Below are 21,628 nucleotides of genomic sequence, written 5' to 3'. Positions count from 1 at the left end.
GCGGGCGCAGAGAGGATCCCATGAGCACCGTAGACATCGTCCTGGCGGGCGCGCGCGGTCACGGCCGCTGGCACCTGGACAACATCCGCCGGCTCCAGGACAAGGGGATCGTACGGCTGGCAGGGATCTGCGAGCTGACCCCGCTGACCGCCGACGAGATCCCGGACGGCCTCGGCACGCCCGAGCAGTCCGCCGACTTCGGCGCGCTCCTCGACTCCACCGGCGCGCGGATCGCCGTGATCTGCACACCGATCCCCACCCACACCGAGCTGGCGCTCACGGCCGCACGCAAGGGCGTGCACCTGCTGCTGGAGAAGCCGCCCGCGCCGTCGTACGCCGAGTTCCGGCGGATGGCGGACGGGGTCGCCGAGGCGGGCGTGGTCTGCCAGATCGGCTTCCAGTCGCTGGGCTCGCACGCCGTACCGGCGATCCTCGGGATGGTCGCCGAGGGCGCCGTCGGCGAACTCGCCGGCGTCGGCGGGGCCGGCGCCTGGGTGCGCCCCGAGGCCTACTACCGGCGGGCGCCCTGGGCGGGCAAACGGCGCCTGAACGGCGTCGATGTCATCGACGGCGTGCTCACCAACCCCCTCGCGCACGCCGTGGCCACCGCGCTCGCCGTCAACGGCACCACACGCGCCGAGGACGTCACCGGCATCGAACTCGAACTGCTGCGCGCCAACGACATCGAGTCCGACGACACCTCCTGCGTCCGCGTCACCACCGCACCGGGCCGCAAGGTCACCGTCGCCGCGACCCTGTGCGCCGAGCGGGACGACGAGCCGTATGTCGTCGTGCACGGCACCCGCGGCCGGATCACCTACTGGTACAAGCAGGACCGCATCCTGCTCCAGCGCGCCGACCACGGTCCCGAGGAGTACGAGTACGGCCGCACCGACCTGCTGGAGAACCTGGTCGACCACCTCACCGACGGCGCCGACCTCCTGGTCACCCCCGACGCGACGGGCGCCTTCATGAGGGTCGTTGAAGCGATCCGGCAGGCACCCGACCCGGCCCCGCTGCCCGCCGCGGCCTGGCACCTGATCCCCGACGAGGGCCGCAGGGTCGTGCCCGGCATCGACGGACTCGTCGCGACCGCCGCCGACACCCTCGCCCTCTACTCCGAACTCGGCGCCACCTGGGCCCCACCGAAAGAGGTGAGCACCTGATGACGACCACCGCCTCGCCCGCCCTGCGCGTCGCGGGCCCATCGGGGCGACGATGAACCGAGCGGTACCGATCCGGAACCCTCCCGTCCAGGGCGCTTGACCCGTTTTTTGCCTGTGGAAGAGGTATCGATCAGGCAACGGGTCTCGCGCCCGCGGGGGTGACGCGCGTAGAAACCTGTCATGCATAAGTCACTGCGTATCGCGGCGATCGCCGCAGTGTGTGCCCTCGCCGGCGGCGCCCTCTACGGCGCCGGTGCGGCCACGGCCGGCCAGTCCACGGCCAACTCCACCCATGAGCCGTACAACATCGGTCTCCTGGTGAAGGACATCGACACCTACTACGGCACGGCTGCCGACGCGGGCGGCGTGTACCAGGCGTCCCCGGACAGCCCGTACGCCCAGGATCTGGCGCGGATCGACTCGGCCGCCCGGAGGTACATGGACCAGGCCGCCCGCAAGGCGCACCACCGGGGCGAGAAGCCCGCGGTCGTCTTCGACATCGACGACACGCTGCTGCTCAGCCTCGACTACGAGAAGCGCTACAACTACACGTACAACCCGACCACCTGGGCCGACTACGTGAACAAGGCCGACCGACCGGGCGTGTTCGGCAGCGCCGAGCTGGTCCAGTACGCCGAGTCCAAGGGCGTCGAGGTCTTCTACAACTCGGGTCTGAGCGAGGCGCAGCGCACCGCCGCCGTCGCGAACCTGAAGAAGATCGGCGCCGATGTGAACCTCGACGCCGACCACATGTTCCTCAAGGACAAGGCGAACCCGCCGGCCTATCTGAGCGCCTGCGCCACGCCGGGCGCCTGGACCTGCACGACCGTGCAGTACAAGTCGGGCACCCGCAAGCACATCGAGGACGACCTCGGCTACGAGATCGTCGCCAACTTCGGCGACCAGTACTCGGATCTGGACGGCGGCTACGCCGACCGCACCTACAAGCTCCCGAACCCGACGTACTTCGTGTCCTGACCCGTCCCGTCCGTCCCGCTCAGCCGCACGTCCTGAGCAGCCGCTCGTACTCGGCAGGACGACGGAAACGCCCCGCCGGTCGTCACCGGCGGGGCGTTCTCGTCGCCGACGAGGGGGGGCTCTGTCGGCGGCTGCTGACCGAGGGGGGCTCAGGTCAGCAGGTCCAGGACGTTGTACTGCGAGGTGTCCGTCCTCCCCGCACTACTAGGGACGCTGAAAGTGAAGGTGTGGTTGTTTCCGCGGTACGACCCTGTGGTGAGGGAGCGCGTCGAGGGCCGTGTGGGTGCCGTGGGGAGGGTCGAAACCCAGTTGTCTCTCGGTTGCCGCAGGCGAGGAAAGGGTTGCCGCCGGTTTCAAGATTTTTTACGAGCCGCCTAGTCGCCGGTGCGCGTCGCGAAGTCGCCGCCCACCGCACGCTGCGTGCCGCCCGCCGTGGCCGTGATGGCGTAGACGTCGTCCTTCGCGTCCCGGCCGCCGCGCGCATGGTTGTACTGTCCGGCGAACACCCACTCGCCCTGGGGGACCGTAAGGCCCGCCTTGAGCGTCCAGGTGTAGACGAGGAAGCCGTTCTGCTCGCCGGCCGTGAGGTCGAAGTACTGTTCCGGCAGTGAGCGCCAGGCGCCCGTGTTGCTGACCCCGCCGGTCTGGGCGACTTTCAACTGCACGGTCAGAGCGGTGAGTTGCCGGCTCGTCCTGAGTGTGATGTTGCTCTGCGCCCAGAAGTCGTTGCTGTGCGTGTCCAGCGAGCCGTCCGACCACAGCGGCCCGTCGCTCCGGCCGGAGGCGGGCGCCCCCGCGGAGGCGGAGGGCTTCGCCGCGGGACTGCCGCTCGGCCTGTGGGACCGCGGAGGGCCACTGGGCGTCCGGCCGACCGGCGGAACGGGCGCCCGGCTCGTCGCGTCGGGCGACGGCGTGGGCGTGGGGGAGACCGAGACCGTCTGCTGCGGGGGAGTGTCGTCCTTCACCGCGGACGCCACCGCGTAACCGCCCACCGCGAGCATGCCCGCGACCGCGGCCGTCGCACCCACCACCCGGGCCCAGCCCCACACCGGCGGACGCGTCGCCCGGTGGTCGGGGCGGCTGTGCCCGCTCATGCCCCGCTCGATCCGCGCCAGGATCCTGGCCCGGTCCGGCTGGTGCGCCTCGGCCGTCTCGTGCAGCCGGGCGCGCAGCTCGTCGTGCACGTCCTGCTGCCTCATCGGACGGTTCCTCCACTTTTGCCGCCGCGCGCCATCGCCGCGTGCACCTTCTGCGGTACGCCCTGGGAGCCGAGGATCTTCTGCAGCTCGGCCATCCCCTTGGACGTCTGGGACTTAACCGTACCCACGGAAACACCCAGGGCGAGAGCGGTGTCCTTCTCCGACAGGTCGAACGCGTGCCGGAGCACCACACACGCCCGTTTCCTGAACGGCAGCCTGCGCAGCGCCTCCTGGACGTCGACAACGCCTGCTATGTCGGGATTATCGGTCTTCTCCTCGCGCTGCGACCAGAACAGCGAGATCCGCCGGCGCTCGCGCACGGCGCTGCGGATCCGGGTGCGGGCCAGATTGGCGACGACTCCGCGGGCGTAGGCGGCCGGATGGTCCGCGGCGCGCACCCGGTCCCAGCGGTGCCACAGGGTGAGCAGTGCGTCGGCGGCCAGATCGTCGGCGGCGTCCGCCTCGCCGGTCAACAGATGGGCGAGCCGGGACAGTTCGGCGTAGTGCCGCTCGAAGAAGGCGTGAAACTCCTCGGAGGCTGCATCGTCGACGACAGTGCCCACGGGTGACCTCTCTGCGTGTGGCATGTAGATGACACGTGAGGAATGTGATCATCCGGAGGAGGCCCGGACGAGATCCGGAAGCGTAGCAGTGATGAACACCCGGCTCGTACGGGGCTTCGAACAAAGTCTGGCGGGCCGACCGATTCCGTAACACGGAGAAAACCTGAAACGGGTTCATCGCGGGAACAATCCAGCCAGCATCCGCACACTGATCAATCAGGCACCTAGGAGCACCCGCCATGTCCGACACCGGGAAGACGGCCGACCGGCAAAGTGCCGCACCACCAGCGGCGAACGGAGTCGACCGGTTCTTCAGGATCTCCGAGCGGGGGTCCACCTTCGGCCGGGAGATACGCGGCGGCTTCGCCACGTTCTTCACGATGGCCTACATCCTTGTCCTGAATCCCATCATCCTCGGCAGCGCGAAGGACAAGTTCGGCCACAGCCTCGACACCGGCCAACTCGTCACCGCCACCGCCCTGGTGGCCTGTGTGATGACGATCATCATGGGCGTCGGCGGCAACCTCCCGCTCGCCATCGCCGCGGGCCTCGGCCTCAACGCCGTCGTCGCCTTCCAGCTCGCCCCGCTGATGAGCTGGTCCGACGCGATGGGGCTCGTCGTCCTGGAAGGCATCCTGATCTGCGTCCTGGTCGTGACCGGACTGCGGAAAGCGATCATGGATGCCATTCCGCAGCAGCTCAAGCAGGCGATCGGCGTGGGCATCGGCCTGTTCATCGCCTTCATCGGCTTCGTGGACGCCGGGTTCGTCAGCCGTATCCCGGACGCGGCGCAGACCACCGTGCCCGTGCAGTTGGGGGCCGTGGGCCGGCTGACCGGCTGGCCCGTCCTCGTCTTCTGTCTCGGCGTGCTGCTCACCATCGCGCTGCTCGCACGCAAGGTGAAGGGCGCGATCCTGATCAGCATCGTGACCATGACGATCGTCGCGATCGTCATCGACGCGGTGGCCGACATCAAGAGCTGGGGCCTGACCACCCCGCATGTGCCCGACAAGATCGTCTCCACCCCCGACTTCGGACTCATCGGTCACTTCAGCCTGTTCGGCGGCTTCGCGAAGGCCGGGATCCTCACCGCCGTCCTGCTGGTCTTCACCCTGATCCTGTCGGACTTCTTCGACGCCATGGGCACCATCGTCGGCATCAGCGCGGAGGCCGGACTGCTCGACGAGCAGGGGCAGGTGCCGGGGATCGGCCGCGTCCTGTTCATCGACGGCGCGGCGGCGGTGGCCGGCGGCCTGGGCTCCGCCTCCTCCAACACCGCCTACATCGAGTCGGCGGCGGGTGTGGGCGAGGGGGCGCGTACCGGCTTCGCCAACCTGATCACCGGTGGGTTGTTCGGGCTCGCGCTGTTCCTGACGCCGTTGCTGACCATCGTGCCGCTGCAGGCGGCCGCGCCTGCGCTGATCGCGGTCGGGTTCCTGATGATGACGCACGTCAAGCACATCGACTGGGACAAGTACGAGATCGCCATCCCGGCGTTTTTGACCATCGCCGCGATGCCGTTCACCTACTCGATCACCGACGGTATCGGGGCGGGCTTCCTGGCCTACGTCGTCATCAAGGCGGTGCTCGGCAAGGCGAAGGAGGTGCACTGGCTGCTGTGGGGTGTGTCGGCGCTGTTCCTGGTGTACTTCGCCATCGACCCCGTGGAGCAGATCCTGGGCGTGAAGTAGGCACGGACCGGGACTCAGTTCTTCAGTGCCGCCTCCATCACGGCCTTGGCCACGGGGGCGGCCAGCCCGTTGCCGCTGACCTCCGAGCGGGCCGCGTTCGACTGCTCGACGACCACCGCCACGGCGACCTCCTTGCCGCCCTCCTTGCCGAAGGACGTGAACCAGGCGTACGGCGTCTTGCTGTTGTTCTCGCCGTGCTGGGCCGTGCCGGTCTTGCCGCCCACGGTGGCGCCCGGTATCTGGGCGTTCGTGCCGGTGCCCTTCTCCACCACCGTCTGCATCGCCGACTGGAGTTGCCCGGCGGTCGAGGAGCTGACGATCTCCTTGGTGCTCGTGCTGTCGTCGTAGTTCTTCAGCACGTCACCGCCGCTGTCGGTGATCTGCGAGACCATGTGCGGCGAGACCAGCTTGCCGCCGTTGGCCAGGGCGGCGGACACCATCGCCATCTGGAGCGGGGTCGCGGTCACGTCGTACTGTCCGATGCCCGTCAGGGCCGTGGAGGACCGGTCCATGTCGGAGGGGTAGACACTGGTGTAGGCCCGCACCGGCACGTCCTGCTCCGTGTCGTTGAAGCCGAACTTCTCGGCCATCGCCCTCACCTTGTCCTGGCCCAGGTCGACGGCCATCTTCGCGAAGACGTTGTTGCAGGAGTACTGCAACGCCGTGCGTATCGAGGCGTTCTCACAGGGCGCGTTCGGGTTCTCGTTGGACAGGTCCCGGGTGGTACCCGGCAGGGTGTACGGGTCCGGGCTCTTCGTGTTCTCGTCCACCGACGAGTACAGCCCGTCCTCCAACGCCGCGGCCGCGACGACCAGTTTGAAGGTCGAGCCGGGCGGCAGCGGCTGGCGCAGCGCGCGGTTGGTCAGCGGCTTGTCGGAGTCCGCGTTGAGCTTCTTCCAGGCCGTACCGGCGGTGTTGGCGTCCGTCAGCGACGACGGGTCGTACGACGGCGTCGACACGACCGCCAGGATCCTGCCGGTCTTCGGATCGATCGCGACGGCCGCGCCCTTCTTGTCGCCGAGCGCGTCGTACGCGGCCTTCTGCACGTCCGGGTCGATGGTCGTGACCACGTTGCCCGGGTCGGCCCGCTTGCCGGTGACCGTGTCCATCACGGTCTTGAGGCGGTTGTCCGTCCCGTCCAGGAGGTCCCGGTAGATGCCCTCCAGCTGGGTCGGCGCATAGGCCTGCGAGGCGTAGCCCGTCACCGCCGCGTACAGCTTGCCGTCCTTGTACGTGCGCTTGTACTTGAGGTCGCTGTGCTTCGTCACCGCGGAACCGGTGATCGCATTGCCACCCACGATGATGTTCCCGAGCGGCTCCGCGTACGTCTGGATCGCGTTGCGCCGGTTGTCCTTGTCGTCCGCGAGGGCCTTGCCGTCGTAGAACTGCACCCAGGTCGCCCTGACCAGCAGAGCGATCACAAGCAGCAGTGAGAAGACGGCGGCCCGCCTGATCGTCTTGTTCATCCCACTCGGAAGACGACCAGGAGCGGGTCGATCGTTCCCATGCGTCCGTCTTTCTCATCGGACGCTCATCCACGGCGGTGTCAGGCGTCCAGTGCGAGCACGAACTCGTCGATCTCTTCGCCGCGCGCGTTGGCGAACCCGGAGGCCCGGGCGGTCACCCGGAATCCGCACTTGCCCAGGACCCGCAGGGAGCCGGTGTTGTCGGCGGCCGCACGGGCGTACAGCGGACGCTCGGGCACCTGGGTCACCAGCTCCCGCAGCGCGGCCGTGGCGATGCCCCGGCCCCAGTACGCGCGGTCGATCCAGTAGGTGACCTCGCGCTCGCCCGGCTCGCCGTACACCGCGGCGCTGCCCACCACGTCACCGTCGACCAGAACCGTGCGCAGAACGTCCCCGGAGGCCCGGATCCGTTTCCAGTGGGCGTCGAAGGCGTCCCGGTCGGCCGGGTCCTTCGGGGTGAACGCGGCCATGTGCAGGGCCTCGGGGTCGTTCATCTGCCGGAAGAAGACCGGCAGATCACTGTCGTGCACTTCACGGAGTTCGACGTCCATGACGCCGAAGCCTAGGAGTCAGAGCCTGCGGGTCGCCAGGGTCAGCCGGTCGCGCGCGTCGAACAGGGCGTCCTTGACCATCTGTTCGTGGGCCGGGGTGAGCCGCGCCACCGGCACCGAGCAGCTGATCGCGTCGCGCGCCGGAGTGCGGTAGGGAATGGCGACGCCGAAGCAGCGCAGCCCCAGCGTGTTCTCCTCGCGGTCCACGGCGAAGCCCTGCTCCCGCACCTGGTGCAGCTCCTCGATGAGCTTCTCCCGGTCGGTGATGGTGTTCTCGGTCAGCGCCGGCAGGGTCTCCGGGAGCATCTTGCGGACCTGCTCGTCCGTGTACGTGCTCAGCAGCGCCTTGCCCAGCGAGGTGGAGTGCGCGGGCAGCCTGCGCCCCACCCGCGTGAACGGACGGAGATAGTGCTGCGACTGCCGGGTGGCCAGGTACACCACGTTCGTGCCGTCCAGGCGGGCCAGGTGAATGGTCTCCGTGGTGTCGTCCGACAGCCGGTCCAGGGTCGGCCGGGCCGCGGCCACCACCTCGTCGCCGTCGATGTACGAGGTGCCGACCAGCAGTGCCCGCACCCCGATGCCGTACCGCGTGCCCGTCGCGTCCGTCTCCACCCAGCCCAGCTCCACCAGCGTGCGCAGCAGCATGTAGAGACTGGACTTGGGATACCCGACGGCCTCCTGGACCGATGCGAGGGAGTGCATTCCGGGCCGGCCGGCGAAGTATTCGAGCAGCTCGACCGTCCGCACCGCGGACTTGACCTGCGCCCCGCCGCCTGTCTCGGCTACCGACATCGCCCTTGACCCCTTCGTTCGACGGGAAATAGTCTCCGACAGCATATTCATCATCAGAGACAGCGTTCAGTATATCGAACGACCCTGGTGGATGACCCAGATACTGCGGCAATACAAGCAGGACATACCGCAAGACATACGTGGAGGGACCCGCGGTGGCAGCAGCACCAGTCTGGAGTGTCGACCCCCGTACCGGGAAGCAGCGTGAACAGGTTGCGGTGGAGGCCACAGCCCAGGAGGTGGACGCCGCCGTCCGCGCCGCGCACGCCGCGCGCGGCGCCCTCGCCGACCGCGCGGTCCGCTCGGCCTTCCTGCGCACCGCCGCCGAGCAGCTCGAGGCGGCGAAGGAAGGGCTCGTCGAGACCGCCGACGCCGAGACCGCGCTCGGCCCGGTCCGGCTCACCGGCGAACTCGCCCGCACCTGCTACCAGTTGCGGGCCTTCGCGGACATCGTCGACGAGGGCGCCTTCCTCGACGTGATCATCAACCACCCCGACGACACCGCGACCCCGCCCATCCCTGACCTGCGCCGCTACAAGGTGCCGCTGGGTGTCGTCGCCGTCTACTCGGCCTCCAACTTCCCCTTCGCCTTCTCGGTCGCCGGCGGCGACACCGCGAGCGCGCTGGCCGCGGGCTGCCCGGTCGTCGTCAAGGCGCACCCCGACCACCCGGCCCTGTCCGAGCTGGTCGCCAAGGTGCTGCGCCGGGCCGCCGCCGCGCACGGCATCCCCGACGGCGTCGTCGGCCTGGTCCACGGTTTCGAGGCCGGCGTGGAGCTGGTCAAGCACCCCCTCGTCGCGGCGGCCGGCTTCACCGGTTCCGTACGGGGTGGCCGCGCCCTCTTCGACGCGGCGGCCGCACGTCCGACGCCGATCCCCTTCCACGGCGAGCTGGGCTCCCTGAACCCGGTCGTCATCACCGAGGCCGCGGCCGCCGAGCGCGCCGAGGCCATCGGCGCGGGCCTCGCCGGGTCGATGACGCTGGGCGTCGGCCAGTTCTGCGTGAAGCCGGGCCTGGTGCTCGCACCGAGCGGCGCGGCGGGCGACCGCCTGGTCAAGTCCCTGACGGACGCGGTCAGCGACACGGACGCCGGAGTCCTGCTGGACCACCGGATGCGTGACAACTTCATCGCCGGGGTCGCCGAGCGTGCGGAGCTTCCCGAGGTCGAGTCCCCGGTGACGCCGGGCGCGGGCGGCGAGCACACGGTGAGCGCCGGGTTCCTGACGGTCTCGGCGGACAAGCTGGCCGAGGAGGGCCAGTACGACCTGCTCCTGGAGGAGTGCTTCGGGCCGGTCACCGTGGTGGCCCGCTACGAGGACGAGGCGCAGGTGCAGGGCGTGCTGTCGCGACTGCCGGGCAATCTCACGGCGACGGTTCATCTGTCGGCGGAGGAGGCGGCCGGGGAGGGCCGCGGCGCGGAGCTGCTGGCCGAGCTGACGCCGCTCGCGGGCCGGGTGCTGGTGAACGGCTGGCCGACGGGTGTCGCGGTGGCCCCCGCCCAGCACCACGGCGGCCCGTACCCGGCGACCACGTCCACGTCGACGTCGGTCGGCGGCACGGCCATCGAGCGCTGGATGCGGCCGGTGACGTACCAGACGGCACCGGAGGCGATCCTTCCGCCGGAGCTCCGGGACGACAACCCGCTGGGACTGCCCCGACGGTTCAACGGGCGCCTGGAGCGCTAGGCGCCGAGGCGGCTCACCGGGCCTGCGACAATCGCCTGATGGACGTGGAACTTCCCGAACTGCCTTTCGCTCTTCGCACCTACGGCCCCGACGGGCACTGGTTGTACGAGGACGGGATCCTCAGCGGATGGGCGGGCCCCCGGCAGGACCGGTTCGTCCCGCCCACCGGGGAGGCGCTGGAGCCCGCCTCCGACGCGCCCCGGTTGCTAGGGGCGCCCGAGGGGGACTTCCAGCTGATCGCGCGCGTCACGGTCGGGTTCGCCTCGGCCTTCGACGCGGGGGTCCTGTACGTCCATGTCGGCGAGCGGGCCTGGGCCAAGCTCTGCCTGGAGTACTCCCCGGACGTGCCCACCGTCTGCACGGTGGTCACCCGGGGACACTCCGACGACGCCAACTCCTTCACCGTGGACGGCAGTTCGGTCTGGCTCCGGGTGAGCCGCACCGGCCGCGCCTTCGCCTTCCACGCCTCCCGGGACGGCAAGCGCTGGACCTTCATCCGCCTCTTCACCCTGGGCAACGAGAAGGAGACCGGCGACGCCCTCGTCGGCTTCATGTCCCAGTCACCCATGGGAGAGGGCTGCGTGGTCACCTACGACCACATAGAGTTCCGCCCCAACTGGCCGGCGGATCTGAGAGACGGCAACTGACAAACCAGCGCCTACCGCAACCGAGACGTAGCCGCACAAGTCAGCGCGAGCGCCCCCGCACTGATCGCCAGGCTCAGCCGCATTCCCCCAGTAAACCCGTGGGCCACCAACGTCCCGAACACGGCGATCCCCAAACCCCCCGCCACCTGCCGCGCAGCGTTGAGCACACCCGCCGCGAGCCCGGCCCGCTCCGCCGGTACCGCGTCCATCATCGCGGCCGTCAGCGGCGGCACCGTCAGCGCGCACCCCAGGGCCAGCGGTACGAGCAGCGCGGCCGTCAGGACGGAAGACGTGCCGGCGTCGACGTACAGCAGGACCAGCAGTCCCACGACCGCCAGCGCCTGCCCCACCAGCATCGGCAGCCGCGGCCCGTACCGCCCCGCCAGCTTGCCCGCCACCACGTTCGTCACCGCGATCAGGCCCGTCATGGGCAGGAACGCCAGCCCGGCGTGCAGCGCGGACAGGCCCTGGACCTGCTGGAAGAAGAGGGAGAAGACGAACACCACGCTGTAGAAGGCCACACTCACCGCCGCGCCCGCCGCGACCGCCACGGCCACCGTCCGGTTGCGGAAGAGCCCGAGGGGGACGACCGGATGCGGGCTGCGCGACTCCACGCGGAGGAAGACCACGGCCGCCAGGACGGTGACCGCGAGGGCCGCCCATCCCGCCGTACCGCCCTCGATCACCGCGAACGTCAGGCCCGTGAGCGCCACCACCGCCGTGGCCTGCCCCGGCAGGTCCAGCGGTGCGGGGCGGCGTTCGGAGCGCGGGGCCCGTACGAGCAGGGCCACGATCAGCGCCCCCACCGGCAGATTCACGAAGAAGATGCCGCGCCAGTCCCACGCCGTGGTCAGCAGACCGCCCGCCACCGGACCGAGCGCCACCGCCACCGAACCGCCGGCGGCCCACGCCGCCACCGCACGCGCACGCCGCTTCGGCTCCGGATAGGCCTGCCGCACCAGCGCCAGCGAGGCCGGGAGCACGACGGCCGCCGCCCCGCCCTGCACCACGCGCGCGCCGATCAGGGACGGTAGGTTCGGCGCCAGTCCACAGGCCGCCGAGGCGAGTGTGAAGACCGCGGTACCGAGCGCGAACGCACGGCTCGCCCCGGTCCGGTCCGCGAAGGCCCCGGTGGACAGCATCAGCGCGGCGAAGGGAAGGGTGTAGGCGTCCACCACCCATTGCAGACCGGACATCCCCGCGCCGAGGGAGGAGCCGATCGCGGGCAGCGCCACGTTCACCACGGACGCGTCGAGGCAGATCAGCGCGAAGCCGAGGAGTGCGGCGGTGAGGGTGAGCCCGGGGGAGGGCCGCTTGGGCGTCAACTCCCGTTCGGCGCGGATGGGTTGTACGGCGTTGAGGATCCGGTCGGTCGACATGACTCCATGCTGGGGATCCGGGCCGTCGTACAGTAGTGGCCCGAATGCCATGCACCCGGAGGTTCTGGCCATGCCCGACCGGCTCGCCCCGCACCGCATCGCCGTGATCGCGCCCTCGCCCGTCTCGATGTTCAACCTGGCCATCCCCGAGCTGCTGTTCGGCAAGGTCGAGGTGGCCGGGCGGCCGGGCTACACCGTGGTCATCTGCGCCGCCGAGCCCGGGCCCGTACCCACCAGCGGAGGGCTCGACCTCTATGTGCGCGAGGGGCTGGAGGCCGTGCGGGAGGCGGACACGGTGGTCGTGGCCGGCACGGGCGCGCCCTACGAGCCGGACCCGCGGATCGTGGCCGCGGTCCGCGAGGCGGCCGACGCCGGCAAGCGGATCGCCTCCCTGTGCACCGGCGCCTTCCAGCTCGCCGAGGCGGGGCTGCTGGAGGGGCGCAGGGCCACGACGTACTGGGCGCACGCCGACGAACTGCGGCGGCGCTACCCGCAGGTCGACCTCCAGGGAGACGTGCTGTACGTCCAGGACGGCCCGTACGTCACGGCGTCCGGCTACGCCGCCGGCATCGACCTCTGCCTGCACGTCATCCGCACCGACTACGGCGCCGCCGTCGCCAACGAGGTCGCCCGGCTCGCCCTCGTCGCCCCCGTACGGCCGGGCGGCCAGACCCAGTTCACCCACACCCCGCTGCCGCCCGAGCGCGGCACCGTCTGCGCCGACACCCGCGGCTGGGCCATGCGCAACCTCGACAAGCCCCTCACCCTGACCGACCTGGCCCGCCACGCGGGCGTCTCGGTCCGCACCCTCACCCGCCGCTTCCACGCCGAGAGCGGCGTCAGCCCCCTGCAATGGCTGCTGCACCAGCGCATCGAGCGCGCCAAGGAGCTCCTGGAGACCACCACCCTCCCCATGGACCAGGTGGCCCGCGCCTGCGGCCTTGGCACGGCGGACTCCCTGCGGGCCCATGTGGTCAGGCGCACCGGCCTGACCCCGAGCGCCTACCGGGCACAGTTCACCCGCCTGGGAACCGAGCCCGCCGCGGCCACGTCCTCCGCTGCATGATCAGAGCGAACCGGACCGTCGACTCCCTGGTGATCAGAACCGCGCTGCCGGCCGAGGCCGCGACCGTCGCCGCCCTGCATGCGCGCGCCCGGGCCACCTACTACCCGGACGACGGCTTCGACTGGCAGGCCGCCTGGACCCGGGCCATCGAGCGCCCCGACGGCCAGGTGCTGTGCGCGGTCCGCGACGCCCGCCTGGTCGGCATCGCCTCCTTCCGCACCCCGGAGGGCGCCCCGGCGGAAACGGTCAAGCTCTTCCAGTTCCACGCCGACCCCGACCACTGGCGCTCCGGCATCGGTACCGCCCTGCACACCGCCTGCGTCGAGCAGTGGCGGGCCGACGGCACGCGCACGGCCGTCCTCGACGTGCATGTCGACAACCGGCGCGCCCAGGCCTTCTACGCCCGCCAGGGCTGGGTCCCGGACCGTCAGAACCCGCCCGCCGAGGGCGACCATCACCTCCCGCTGCGGTTCGCGGTGACCGGGGAATGATCGCTGCTGCTTGAACGTTCATCTACTCGGCGGAGGGTGTCTCCGTCTCCGTACCCGTACGAGCTGGAGAGCCGAGAACATGAAGGTCGAGATCTGGTCGGACATCGCGTGCCCCTGGTGCTATGTCGGCAAGGCCCGATTCGAGAAGGCACTCGAGGCCTTCCCGCACCGCGACCAGGTCGAGGTCGTGCACCGCTCCTTCGAGCTGGACCCCGGGCGGGCCAAGGGCGACGTCCAGCCGGTGATCAGGATGCTCACCAAGAAGTACGGCATGAGCGAGGCGCAGGCGCAGGCCGGCGAGGAGAACCTGGGCGCGCAGGCCGCGGCCGAGGGTCTTGAGTACCGCACCCGGGACCGTGACCACGGCAACACCTTCGACATGCACCGCCTGCTGCACTTCGCCAAGGAGCAGGGCAGGCAGGACGAGCTGATCCAGATCCTCTACAGGGCGAACTTCGCCGAGGAGCGGTCCGTCTTCAGCGAGGGCGACGAGCGGCTGGTGGAGCTGGCCGTCGCCGCCGGTCTGGAGGCCGAGGACGCCCGCAAGGTGCTCGCCGACCCGGCCGCGTACGCCGACGAGGTGCGCGCCGACGAGCGCGAGGCGGCGCAACTCGGTGCCAACGGTGTGCCGTTCTTCGTGCTCGACCGCAAGTTCGGCGTCTCCGGCGCCCAGCCCGCCGAGGTCTTCACCCAGGCGCTGACCCAGGCGTGGGGCGAGCGCTCGCCGCTGCAACTGATCGACCAGGGTGACGCGGACGCCTGCGGTCCCGACGGGTGCGCCGTGCCGCAGCACTGACAAAGCGTGCAGGTCGGGGCGGACCTATAAGCGTTGCTTAGTGAAATCACGCAAAAATCGGCAATGGACTATGGGTTCCCGGGGGCTCACAGTGGATCCATGGAAACCTTCGAGAGCCTCGTCCGTGCCGAGTTCGCCCCGAAGAACACCTATCTGAACACCGCGAGCACCGGGCTGCTGCCCGCCCGCACCGTGACCGCCATGCACACCGCCGTGGAGGCGGCCGCCGCCGGTGATCCGACCGACATGTTCGCGGACGTCGAGGCGAGCCGCGCCTGTTTCGCGCGGCTCGTCGGGGTGCCCGGGCACCGGGTGGCGGCCGGGGCCTCGGTCGCCGTCTACAGCGGGCTGATCGCGGCCTCGCTGCCGGAGGGCGCCGAAGTCCTCACCGCCGAGGGCGACTTCAGTTCCGTGGTGAACCCCTTCCATGTCCGCTCCGACCTCAAGGTGCGCAGCGTGCCCCTGGAGCGCATCGCGGAGTCCGTGCGGCCCGGCACCGCCCTGGTCGCGGTCAGCGCCGCGCAGTCCGCCGACGGACGCGTGGCCGACCTGCCCGCGATCCGGCAGGCGGCGCGTGAGCACGGAGCACGTACGTACATCGACGCGTCCCAGGCCGCCGGCTGGCTGGACTTCGACGCGGACGCGTACGACTACTGCGCCTCCGTCGCCTTCAAGTGGCTCGTCTGCCCGCGGGGCGTGGCCTTCCTGGTCGTACCGGAGGACCTCGGCGGGCTCACCCCGCTGTTCGCCGGCTGGGTGGCGGGGGAGCACCCCTGGGACGCCTGCTACGGCCCCGTCGCTGAACTCGCCCACTCCGCAAGGCGGTTCGACGAGAGCCCCGCCCTCTTCTCCTACGCCGGCGCCCGCCGCTCCCTCGAACTCCTGGAGGAACTCGGCACGGACGCCGTACGCGCCCACGACCTCGCCCTCGCCGACCGCTTCCGTGCGGGCCTGGCCTCCCTCGGCCACGAACCCGTCCCCTCGCCCGGTTCCCCGATCGTCTCGGTCCCCGGACTCGGCCGCCGCCAGGGCGAGTTGAGCAGCGCAGGGGTCGAGGTCTCCGACCGCGCCGGCAACCTGCGGGCCGCCTTCCATCTGTACAACACCGCGGCCGATGTCGATCGGCTCCTGGACGTCCTGGCCGGGTGAACCCCGGTGGGGACACCGGAGCGGGCGGCGTCACTGTCGTGGCTGTGAAGCCTGTGACGCCGCCCGCTCCAGAAGGAATCACCCAGATCATCGGACGGGCGTGAAGTCCCTTGCGCCGATGCTGTGTCCGATTGCCGCTGCGCGGCGGGCAGGCCGCCGGGCGGCTGCGCTCATCGGACGGGCGTGAAGTCCCTTGCGCCGATGCTGTGTCCGATTGCTGCTGCGCGGCGGGCAGGCCGCCGGGCGGCTGCGCTCATCGGACGGGCGTGAAGTCCCTTGCGCCGATGAACTCAGGGCGCCGGATCGGCGCCGCGAACGGCTCGACCGCCGTGTTCTCCACGCTGTTGAACACGATGAACACGTTGCTGCGCGGGAACGGCGTGATGTTGTCGCCCGAGCCGTGCATGCAGTTGCAGTCGAACCAGGTCGCGGAGCCGGCCCTGCCCGTGAACAGCTTGATGCCGTACTCGCTGGCCATCGCGGTCAGTGCCTCGTCCGAGGGCGTGCCCGCGTCCTGCATCTGCAGCGACTGCTTGTAGTTGTCCTTGGGCGTGGCTCCCGCGCACCCGAGGAACGTCTTGTGCGACCCCGGCATGATCATGAGGCCGCCGTTGGTGTCGTAGTTCTCGGTCAGCGCGATCGAGACGGACACCGTCCGCATGTTCGGCAGACCGTCCTCGGCGTGCCAGGTCTCGAAGTCCGAGTGCCAGTAGAAGCCGCTGGCCCCGAAACCCGGCTTGACGTTGATCCGCGACTGGTGGACGTACACGTCCGAGCCGAGGATCTGCCGGGCCCGGCCCACGACCCGCTCGTCGCGCACGAGATTCGCGAACACCTCGCTGATCTTGTGCACCTCGAAGACGGAGCGGATCTCCTTGGACTTCGGCTCGATGATCGAGCGCTCGTCGGCCCGGATCGCCGGGTCCGTGACGAGGCGCTCCAACTCCTGCCGGTAGACGGCGACTTCGTCGTCGGTGATGAGCTGGTCGATGGCCAGGAAGCCGTCACGCTCGAACGACTGGAGGTCGCCGGTCGTGATCGGGCCCGGTGTGTCGGGGGAGCCCCATACGACGGGGTCCTGGCGCGGGGTCGACACCTCCGTGGTGCCGCGGCTGGGATAGAGATCGGTGACGGTGGTCATGGTGATGTCACACCTCCTCGGGCTCGGGCTCGGTGAGCAGCGGGTAGACGCCGTTCTCGTCGTGGTCCTCCCGGCCGGTCACGGGCGGGTTGAAGACACAGACGCAGCGGAAGTCCTCCTTGATCCGCATCGTGTGCCGCTCGTGGCCGTCGAGGAGGTACATGGTGCCGGGCGTGATCGTGTATTTCTGCCCGGTCTCGTCGTCGGTGAGCTCGGCCTCGCCCTCGACGCACACGACGGCCTCGATGTGGTTCGCGTACCACATCGACGTCTCCGTACCCGCGTACAGAATCGTCTCGTGCAGGGAGAAGCCGACCCTCTCCTTGGCGAGGACGATGCGTTTGCTCTCCCAGGTACCGGACGCGGCCTTCACATGCCGGTCGGTGCCTTCGATGTCCTTGAACGAACGGACGATCACGGTGCTTGCACTACTCCTTGCTGGTCGTTGCTAGAGGGTTTCGCGTACGGCGCGGGCGAGGACGCTGAGTCCCTCGTCCATCTCGTCGGCCGTGACGGTGAGCGCCGGGAGGAGCTTGACGACCTCGCTCTCGGGGCCCGACGTCTCGATGAGCAGCCCGAGTTCGAAGGCGCGCTTGGCGACCCGGCCGGCCCGGTCCTTGTCGTGGAACTCCAGGCCCCACACGAGTCCGCGTCCGCGGTACTCCTTGACGTCGGCGCGGTTCTCCTCGGTGATGGCGGCGAGGGCCTGCTCGACCTGCTCGCCGCGCGCCCGGGTCTGCTTCTCCATCGCGGACCCGTCCGCCCAGTACGCCTCCAGGGCGGCGGTGGCCGTGACGAAGGCCGGATTGTTGCCGCGGAAGGTGCCGTTGTGCTCGCCCGGCTCCCAGATGTCCAGCTCGGGCTTGAACAGGCACAGCGACATGGGCAGTCCGTAGCCGCTGATGGATTTGGAGACGGTGACGATGTCCGGGGTGATCCCGGCCTCCTCGAACGAGAAGAAGGCACCGGTGCGCCCGCAGCCCATCTGGATGTCGTCGACGATGAGCAGCATGTCCTGGCGCTCGCACAGCTCGGACAGGGCCCGCAGCCACTCGGGCCGCGCGACGTTGATGCCGCCCTCGCCCTGCACGGTCTCGACGATCACGGCCGCGGGCTTGTTGAGACCGGACCCCTGGTCCTCCAGGAGCCGCTCGAACCACAGGAAGTCCGGCACCTTGCCGTCGAAGTAGTTGTCGAACGGCATGGGCGTGCCGTGGACGAGCGGGATGCCGGCCCCGGCCCGCTTGAAGGCGTTGCCGGTCACGGCGAGGGAGCCGAGGGACATGCCGTGGAAGGCGTTGGTGAACGAGACGATGGCCTCGCGCCCCTTGACCTTGCGCGCCAGCTTCAGGGCCGACTCCACGGCATTCGTACCCGTCGGGCCCGGGAACATGACCTTGTACGGCAGGTCACGGGGCCGCAGCACCAGGTCCTGGAAGGTCTGCAGGAAGGAACGCTTGGCGGTGGTCGACATGTCGAGCCCGTGCGTGACGCCGTCCCGCTCCAGGTAGTCGATCAACGCCCGTTTCAGGACGGGGTTGTTGTGGCCGTAGTTCAGCGAGCCCGCTCCGGCGAAGAAGTCCAGGTACTCATGGCCGTCCTCGTCGTACATGCGGCTGCCGTGCGCACGGTCGAAGACGGTGGGCCAGCCGCGGCAGTAGCTGCGCACCTCGGACTCGAGTGTCTCGAAGACGCTGAGGTCGGGCTGGGTGATGGTCACGACGAATCGCTCCTCGTTGCGTGGGGGGAGTGCGTGTGGGTCGTCAGTGGGGTGGGGCATGGGTGCCGTCATCGGTGTCGGTCAGAGGGAGAGGGGGCCGATGCGGTACAGGACTTCGGGGTCGTGCGGCCCGTCGGGGAACAGGCCCTCGTCGAACAGCACCTCGCGCTCCACGAGCGCGCCGTGCCGCTCGGCGAACGAGGTGAACAGGCGCTCGGAGCCGATGTTGCCGGGCGTGATGGTGGTCTCGACGGCGGTGATCCGGTGCGCGGCACCGGCCCGCGCGACGAGCCCGTCGAGCAGCGCGCCGGCGAGCCCGCGCCCGCGGTACGCCTCGTCCACGGCCACCTGCCACACCAGCAGGGTGCGCGGGCGGTCCGGCCGTACGTACGCGGTGACGAAGCCGACCGGCTCCCCGCGCTCGTCGCGCGCCACGGCCGTGGTGTCCGCGAAGTCGCGACACCACAGCAGATAGCTGTACGACGAGTTCAGGTCGAGGGCCTTCGAGTCCTTGGCAATCCGCCACAACGCTGCTCCGTCCGCGACCTGCGGACGGTCGATGTGCAGATCTGCTTGAGCGGCAGTCATGCGGATTGAATTTACCGAGGGAAATTCAAAATTGCATCGCTGGTGAGGGTTACGCACAGCGGTCTTGTGTGTTATCACGCGGGCGCGGGCGGTCGCACGAGGTGGGGGTGTTATCGGGAGTATTGTCCGGAAAATACCGGGCAAATCGACCGCGATGTGTAACGCGTCACAAGCGTGTAACCCCCACGAGATCTGCCCGAATTCCCCCGCTTGGTGTTCGCGAAATCTTTGCGTTTAGCCTCTGGAAAAGCGGGCAGAAGAATACGGGAAGCTGTGCAGAAGTGAATTCCTGAATTACATCCTGAGTTGACCCCGGAATTAGGCGCCGGTTACTCGGCCGAGCGTTCCCGCAAGATATCCGCATGGCTGAGTCGGATGCGCCGAATACGGCCCGGGCGAGGAAGGCCGGTGGTCACCCCCAGCTCTGCTCCACAGCCCGCCGGGCCCCTGCCAGGTCGACCGTCACCCCGTGCTCCGCCAGCGCAGCGCCCAGTGCCGCCAGGCACCCCTGCACCACGCCGACCGAGGCGTCCACCCCATAGTGATTGACCCGCACCATCTCCTTGGCCAACGCACCCCCGCCCGCCGCCAACGGCAGCGAAGGGTCGCCCTCGAGCGCCCGGGCCACCAGCTCCGAGGCCACCACCCCGGCAGGGACCCTCAGCGTCGTGGCCACCGGCGCGGCCTCCCGCGCCTCGTGCACATACGGCTCCAGCCCTCCGCCCAGAGCCACCGCCCCCGCGCGGGCCGCCGCGGCGGCCGCCGCATGCCGGGCCATGACGGCATCCAGCCCCACCGTCTCGATCCGCTCGACACACGCCTGAAGCGCCAGCATCTCCAGCTGCGCCGGCGCGTGCAGCAGCGCCTTCCGCCCGCCGTCGACCCACCGCTCCTTCCAGTCGAGGAGTGACAGATACGAGCGACGCGGCGCCCCCGGGTTGGCCGCCATGCGCGCCCACGCCCGCTCGCTCACCGAGACCGCCGACACCCCCGCCGGCCCGCCCATCGCCTTCTGCGCCCCGATGACACACAGATCCACACCCCAGGCGTCCGGCAGCACGGGCTCGGCCCCGATGGAGGCGACGGCGTCCAGATAGAACAGCGCCCCCTGTTCCCGTACGACCTCCCCGATCTCCGCGACGGGGTTGGTGTTGCCGGTCGCCGCCTCCGCATGCACCAGCGACACGAAGTCGATCTCGGGACGCCCGGCGAACGCGGCCCGGATCTGCTCGGCGGTGACCGCAGTGTGGAAGGGCACCGTGAGGTCGATGACGGTCGCCCCGCAGTCCCGCAGCCAGTTCCCGAAGGTCTGCCCGTACGGACCCGTGATGACGTTCAGCGCCACCGTCCCCGGCCCCGCGGCCGCGCGGATCGCCCCCTCCAGCGGCAGCAGCGCCTCGCCCTGCATGATCACGACGTCCTGCTCGGTGCCGAGGAGTCGCGCCACCCGGTCCTCGATCGACGCGAAGTGCGCGGCGCTCATCGGGGGCAGATCGAGGAAAGGGTGCGTCACGACGGTGCTCTCTTCGCTCACGAGTGGTCGGCTCGGTCGAGGGTATCCACCACCCGTGACCCCACTCCTGCCCCTCCCGCCACTTATGACTTCTTAGGCCGGACAGCCCCGCAGCCATCGGTTTGATTTGAGAGACCCAAACATCTCCTTATAATCGGAACCCACAGTTCCCACACAGGAGGCCACCCGTGAAGATGTTCTCCGGGCGCCGGACCCGCATTCTGGCCGCCACCACCGCGACGGCCGGGCTGGTGCTCGTGGCCGCCTGTACCTCGACGGGCAACGGCGGCAGCGGCAGCAAGACCGCCGCAGGCGGCGTCGAGCTCGTCAAGGCCGGACAGCTCACCACCTGCACCCACCTGCCCTATCCGCCCTTCCAGTCGGAGATCAACGGCAAGGTGCAGGGCTTCGACGTGTCCTTGATCGACCTCGTGGCCGAGGACCTGGGCGTGAAGCAGCAGATCCTCGACACACCGTTCGAGAACTTCAAGACCGGCGCCTTCCTCAACTCCGGTGAGTGCGACGTGGCCGCGGCCGGCATGACCATCACCGCCGAGCGCAAGAAGAACGTGGACTTCTCCGACCCGTACTTCGACGCCACCCAGGCCCTCCTGGTCGACAAGAGCAGCGGCATCACCTCCCTCGCCGACGCGAAGGCCAAGAAGGTCAAGCTGGGTGCCCAGGCGCAGACCACCGGCGAGGACTACGCCAAGAAGCAGGGCTTCGACCCGGTCTCCTTCGAGTCCTCCGACGCCGTCCTCAACGGCCTGCGCACCGGCCAGGTCAAGGCCGTCATCATCGACTACCCGGTGGTCCAGGGCTGGCTCAAGGACAAGGCCAACGCGGACAAGTTCCAGGTCGCCGACAACCTCAACACCGGTGAGCAGTACGGCTTCACGGTGAAGAAGGGCAACACCAAGCTCCTCGCCGCCATCAACAAGGCGATCAAGGACGCCAAGGCGGACGGCACGTACAAGAAGCTGTACGAGAAGTGGATCGGCCCGTACAACCCCTCCGCCGCCTCCCCGTCCCCCGCTGCGTCCTGAC

At 69.7% G+C, this 21,628-nt stretch carries 21 protein-coding genes; 10 read left to right on the top strand and 11 right to left on the bottom strand.

The features are described 5' to 3' along the window. Nucleotides 1–20: 20 nt before the first annotated feature. Both ABT254_RS39820 and ABT254_RS39815 read left to right on the top strand, forming a co-directional pair. The gene (locus ABT254_RS39820; protein ID WP_351481791.1) at nt 21–1,166 is read left to right on the top strand and encodes a Gfo/Idh/MocA family protein; all 1,146 of its coding nucleotides are present in this window, start codon (nt 21–23) and stop codon (nt 1,164–1,166) included. Between the two features lie 180 nt (nt 1,167–1,346). Continuing rightward, nucleotides 1,347–2,144, top strand: a complete 798-nt coding sequence (locus tag ABT254_RS39815; RefSeq protein ID WP_351481788.1) for an HAD family acid phosphatase — start codon at nt 1,347–1,349, stop codon at nt 2,142–2,144. A 374-nt stretch (nt 2,145–2,518) separates the two neighbouring features. On the opposite strand, the gene ABT254_RS39810 is transcribed toward ABT254_RS39815, so the two are convergent. Together ABT254_RS39810 and ABT254_RS39805 are read right to left on the bottom strand one after the other, a co-directional pair. Further along, complete coding sequence (locus ABT254_RS39810) at nt 2,519–3,343, bottom strand: hypothetical protein (protein WP_351481785.1); 825 nt, start codon at nt 3,341–3,343, stop codon at nt 2,519–2,521. After that, a complete protein-coding gene (locus ABT254_RS39805) occupies nt 3,340–3,906 on the bottom strand; it encodes a SigE family RNA polymerase sigma factor (protein ID WP_351481782.1) in 567 nt (188 codons plus the stop codon). Before ABT254_RS39805 ends, ABT254_RS39810 begins: the two co-directional genes overlap by 4 nt. 239 nt (nt 3,907–4,145) lie before the next feature. On the opposite strand from ABT254_RS39805, the gene ABT254_RS39800 reads away from it, so the two are divergent. Then, complete coding sequence (locus ABT254_RS39800) at nt 4,146–5,597, top strand: NCS2 family permease (protein ID WP_351481779.1); 1,452 nt, start codon at nt 4,146–4,148, stop codon at nt 5,595–5,597. 14 nt (nt 5,598–5,611) lie between these two features. Here ABT254_RS39800 and ABT254_RS39795 read toward each other — a convergent pair whose 3' ends face one another. From ABT254_RS39795 to ABT254_RS39785, 3 genes are all read right to left on the bottom strand, one after another. Then, nucleotides 5,612–7,063 carry a peptidoglycan D,D-transpeptidase FtsI family protein gene (locus tag ABT254_RS39795; RefSeq protein WP_351481776.1) on the bottom strand — a complete coding sequence of 484 codons (1,452 nt, stop codon included), beginning with the start codon at nt 7,061–7,063 and terminating at the stop codon, nt 5,612–5,614. Nucleotides 7,064–7,143: 80 nt separating this feature from the next. Beyond that, nucleotides 7,144–7,614: a GNAT family N-acetyltransferase gene (locus ABT254_RS39790; protein ID WP_351481773.1), complete on the bottom strand. Its 471-nt coding sequence runs from the start codon at nt 7,612–7,614 to the stop codon at nt 7,144–7,146. Nucleotides 7,615–7,632: 18 nt separating this feature from the next. Further along, nucleotides 7,633–8,406, bottom strand: a complete 774-nt coding sequence (locus ABT254_RS39785) for an IclR family transcriptional regulator domain-containing protein (protein WP_115908899.1) — start codon at nt 8,404–8,406, stop codon at nt 7,633–7,635. Nucleotides 8,407–8,561: 155 nt separating this feature from the next. Here ABT254_RS39785 and ABT254_RS39780 point away from each other — a divergent pair, with 155 nt between their 5' ends. Continuing rightward, nucleotides 8,562–10,091 (top strand): aldehyde dehydrogenase (NADP(+)), encoded by a 1,530-nt coding sequence (locus ABT254_RS39780; protein ID WP_351481770.1) that lies wholly within the window; start codon nt 8,562–8,564, stop codon nt 10,089–10,091. A gap of 38 nt (nt 10,092–10,129) precedes the next feature. Beyond that, entirely contained in the window at nt 10,130–10,738 is a 609-nt protein-coding gene (locus ABT254_RS39775) for a DUF1349 domain-containing protein (protein WP_351481767.1), read from the top strand. 11 nt (nt 10,739–10,749) lie between these two features. On the opposite strand, the gene ABT254_RS39770 is transcribed toward ABT254_RS39775, so the two are convergent. Continuing rightward, nucleotides 10,750–12,117, bottom strand: a complete 1,368-nt coding sequence (locus ABT254_RS39770) for an MFS transporter (protein ID WP_351481764.1) — start codon at nt 12,115–12,117, stop codon at nt 10,750–10,752. 70 nt (nt 12,118–12,187) lie between these two features. Here ABT254_RS39770 and ABT254_RS39765 point away from each other — a divergent pair, with 70 nt between their 5' ends. From ABT254_RS39765 to ABT254_RS39750, 4 genes are all read left to right on the top strand, one after another. After that, on the top strand, nt 12,188–13,183 hold the full coding sequence (locus ABT254_RS39765) for a GlxA family transcriptional regulator (protein ID WP_351481761.1): 996 nt from the start codon (nt 12,188–12,190) through the stop codon (nt 13,181–13,183). Beyond that, a complete protein-coding gene (locus tag ABT254_RS39760) occupies nt 13,180–13,674 on the top strand; it encodes a GNAT family N-acetyltransferase (protein WP_351481758.1) in 495 nt (164 codons plus the stop codon). The genes ABT254_RS39765 and ABT254_RS39760 overlap by 4 nt, the downstream gene beginning before the upstream one ends. A gap of 79 nt (nt 13,675–13,753) precedes the next feature. After that, nucleotides 13,754–14,470, top strand: coding sequence for a DsbA family oxidoreductase (locus ABT254_RS39755; RefSeq protein WP_351481755.1), 717 nt, complete (start codon nt 13,754–13,756; stop codon nt 14,468–14,470). A 99-nt stretch (nt 14,471–14,569) separates the two neighbouring features. Further along, complete coding sequence (locus ABT254_RS39750; RefSeq protein ID WP_450752562.1) at nt 14,570–15,619, top strand: aminotransferase class V-fold PLP-dependent enzyme; 1,050 nt, start codon at nt 14,570–14,572, stop codon at nt 15,617–15,619. 253 nt (nt 15,620–15,872) lie between these two features. Here the strand turns inward: ABT254_RS39750 and thpD are convergent, their stop codons facing one another. From thpD to ABT254_RS39725, 5 genes are all read right to left on the bottom strand, one after another. Further along, entirely contained in the window at nt 15,873–16,760 is an 888-nt protein-coding gene (thpD, locus tag ABT254_RS39745) for an ectoine hydroxylase (RefSeq protein ID WP_351481750.1), read from the bottom strand. 7 nt (nt 16,761–16,767) lie between these two features. Further along, on the bottom strand, nt 16,768–17,178 hold the full coding sequence (locus ABT254_RS39740) for an ectoine synthase (protein ID WP_351481747.1): 411 nt from the start codon (nt 17,176–17,178) through the stop codon (nt 16,768–16,770). A gap of 30 nt (nt 17,179–17,208) precedes the next feature. Beyond that, nucleotides 17,209–18,480, bottom strand: a complete 1,272-nt coding sequence (gene ectB / locus ABT254_RS39735) for a diaminobutyrate--2-oxoglutarate transaminase (RefSeq protein WP_351481744.1) — start codon at nt 18,478–18,480, stop codon at nt 17,209–17,211. Between the two features lie 81 nt (nt 18,481–18,561). Next, on the bottom strand, nt 18,562–19,068 hold the full coding sequence (ectA, locus tag ABT254_RS39730; protein WP_351481741.1) for a diaminobutyrate acetyltransferase: 507 nt from the start codon (nt 19,066–19,068) through the stop codon (nt 18,562–18,564). A gap of 412 nt (nt 19,069–19,480) precedes the next feature. Further along, a complete protein-coding gene (locus ABT254_RS39725; protein ID WP_351481739.1) occupies nt 19,481–20,581 on the bottom strand; it encodes an aminotransferase class V-fold PLP-dependent enzyme in 1,101 nt (366 codons plus the stop codon). Nucleotides 20,582–20,769: 188 nt separating this feature from the next. Here ABT254_RS39725 and ABT254_RS39720 point away from each other — a divergent pair, with 188 nt between their 5' ends. Continuing rightward, on the top strand, nt 20,770–21,627 hold the full coding sequence (locus ABT254_RS39720) for a transporter substrate-binding domain-containing protein (RefSeq protein WP_351481736.1): 858 nt from the start codon (nt 20,770–20,772) through the stop codon (nt 21,625–21,627). Nucleotide 21,628: the final 1 nt, after the last annotated feature.

The sequence above is a fragment of the Streptomyces sp. NPDC001137 genome (assembly GCF_040298885.1).
GTDB lineage: Bacteria > Actinomycetota > Actinomycetes > Streptomycetales > Streptomycetaceae > Streptomyces.
The sequence above is the reverse complement of the archived record's forward strand: the minus strand, read 5'-3'. Positions and strand labels throughout refer to the sequence as shown.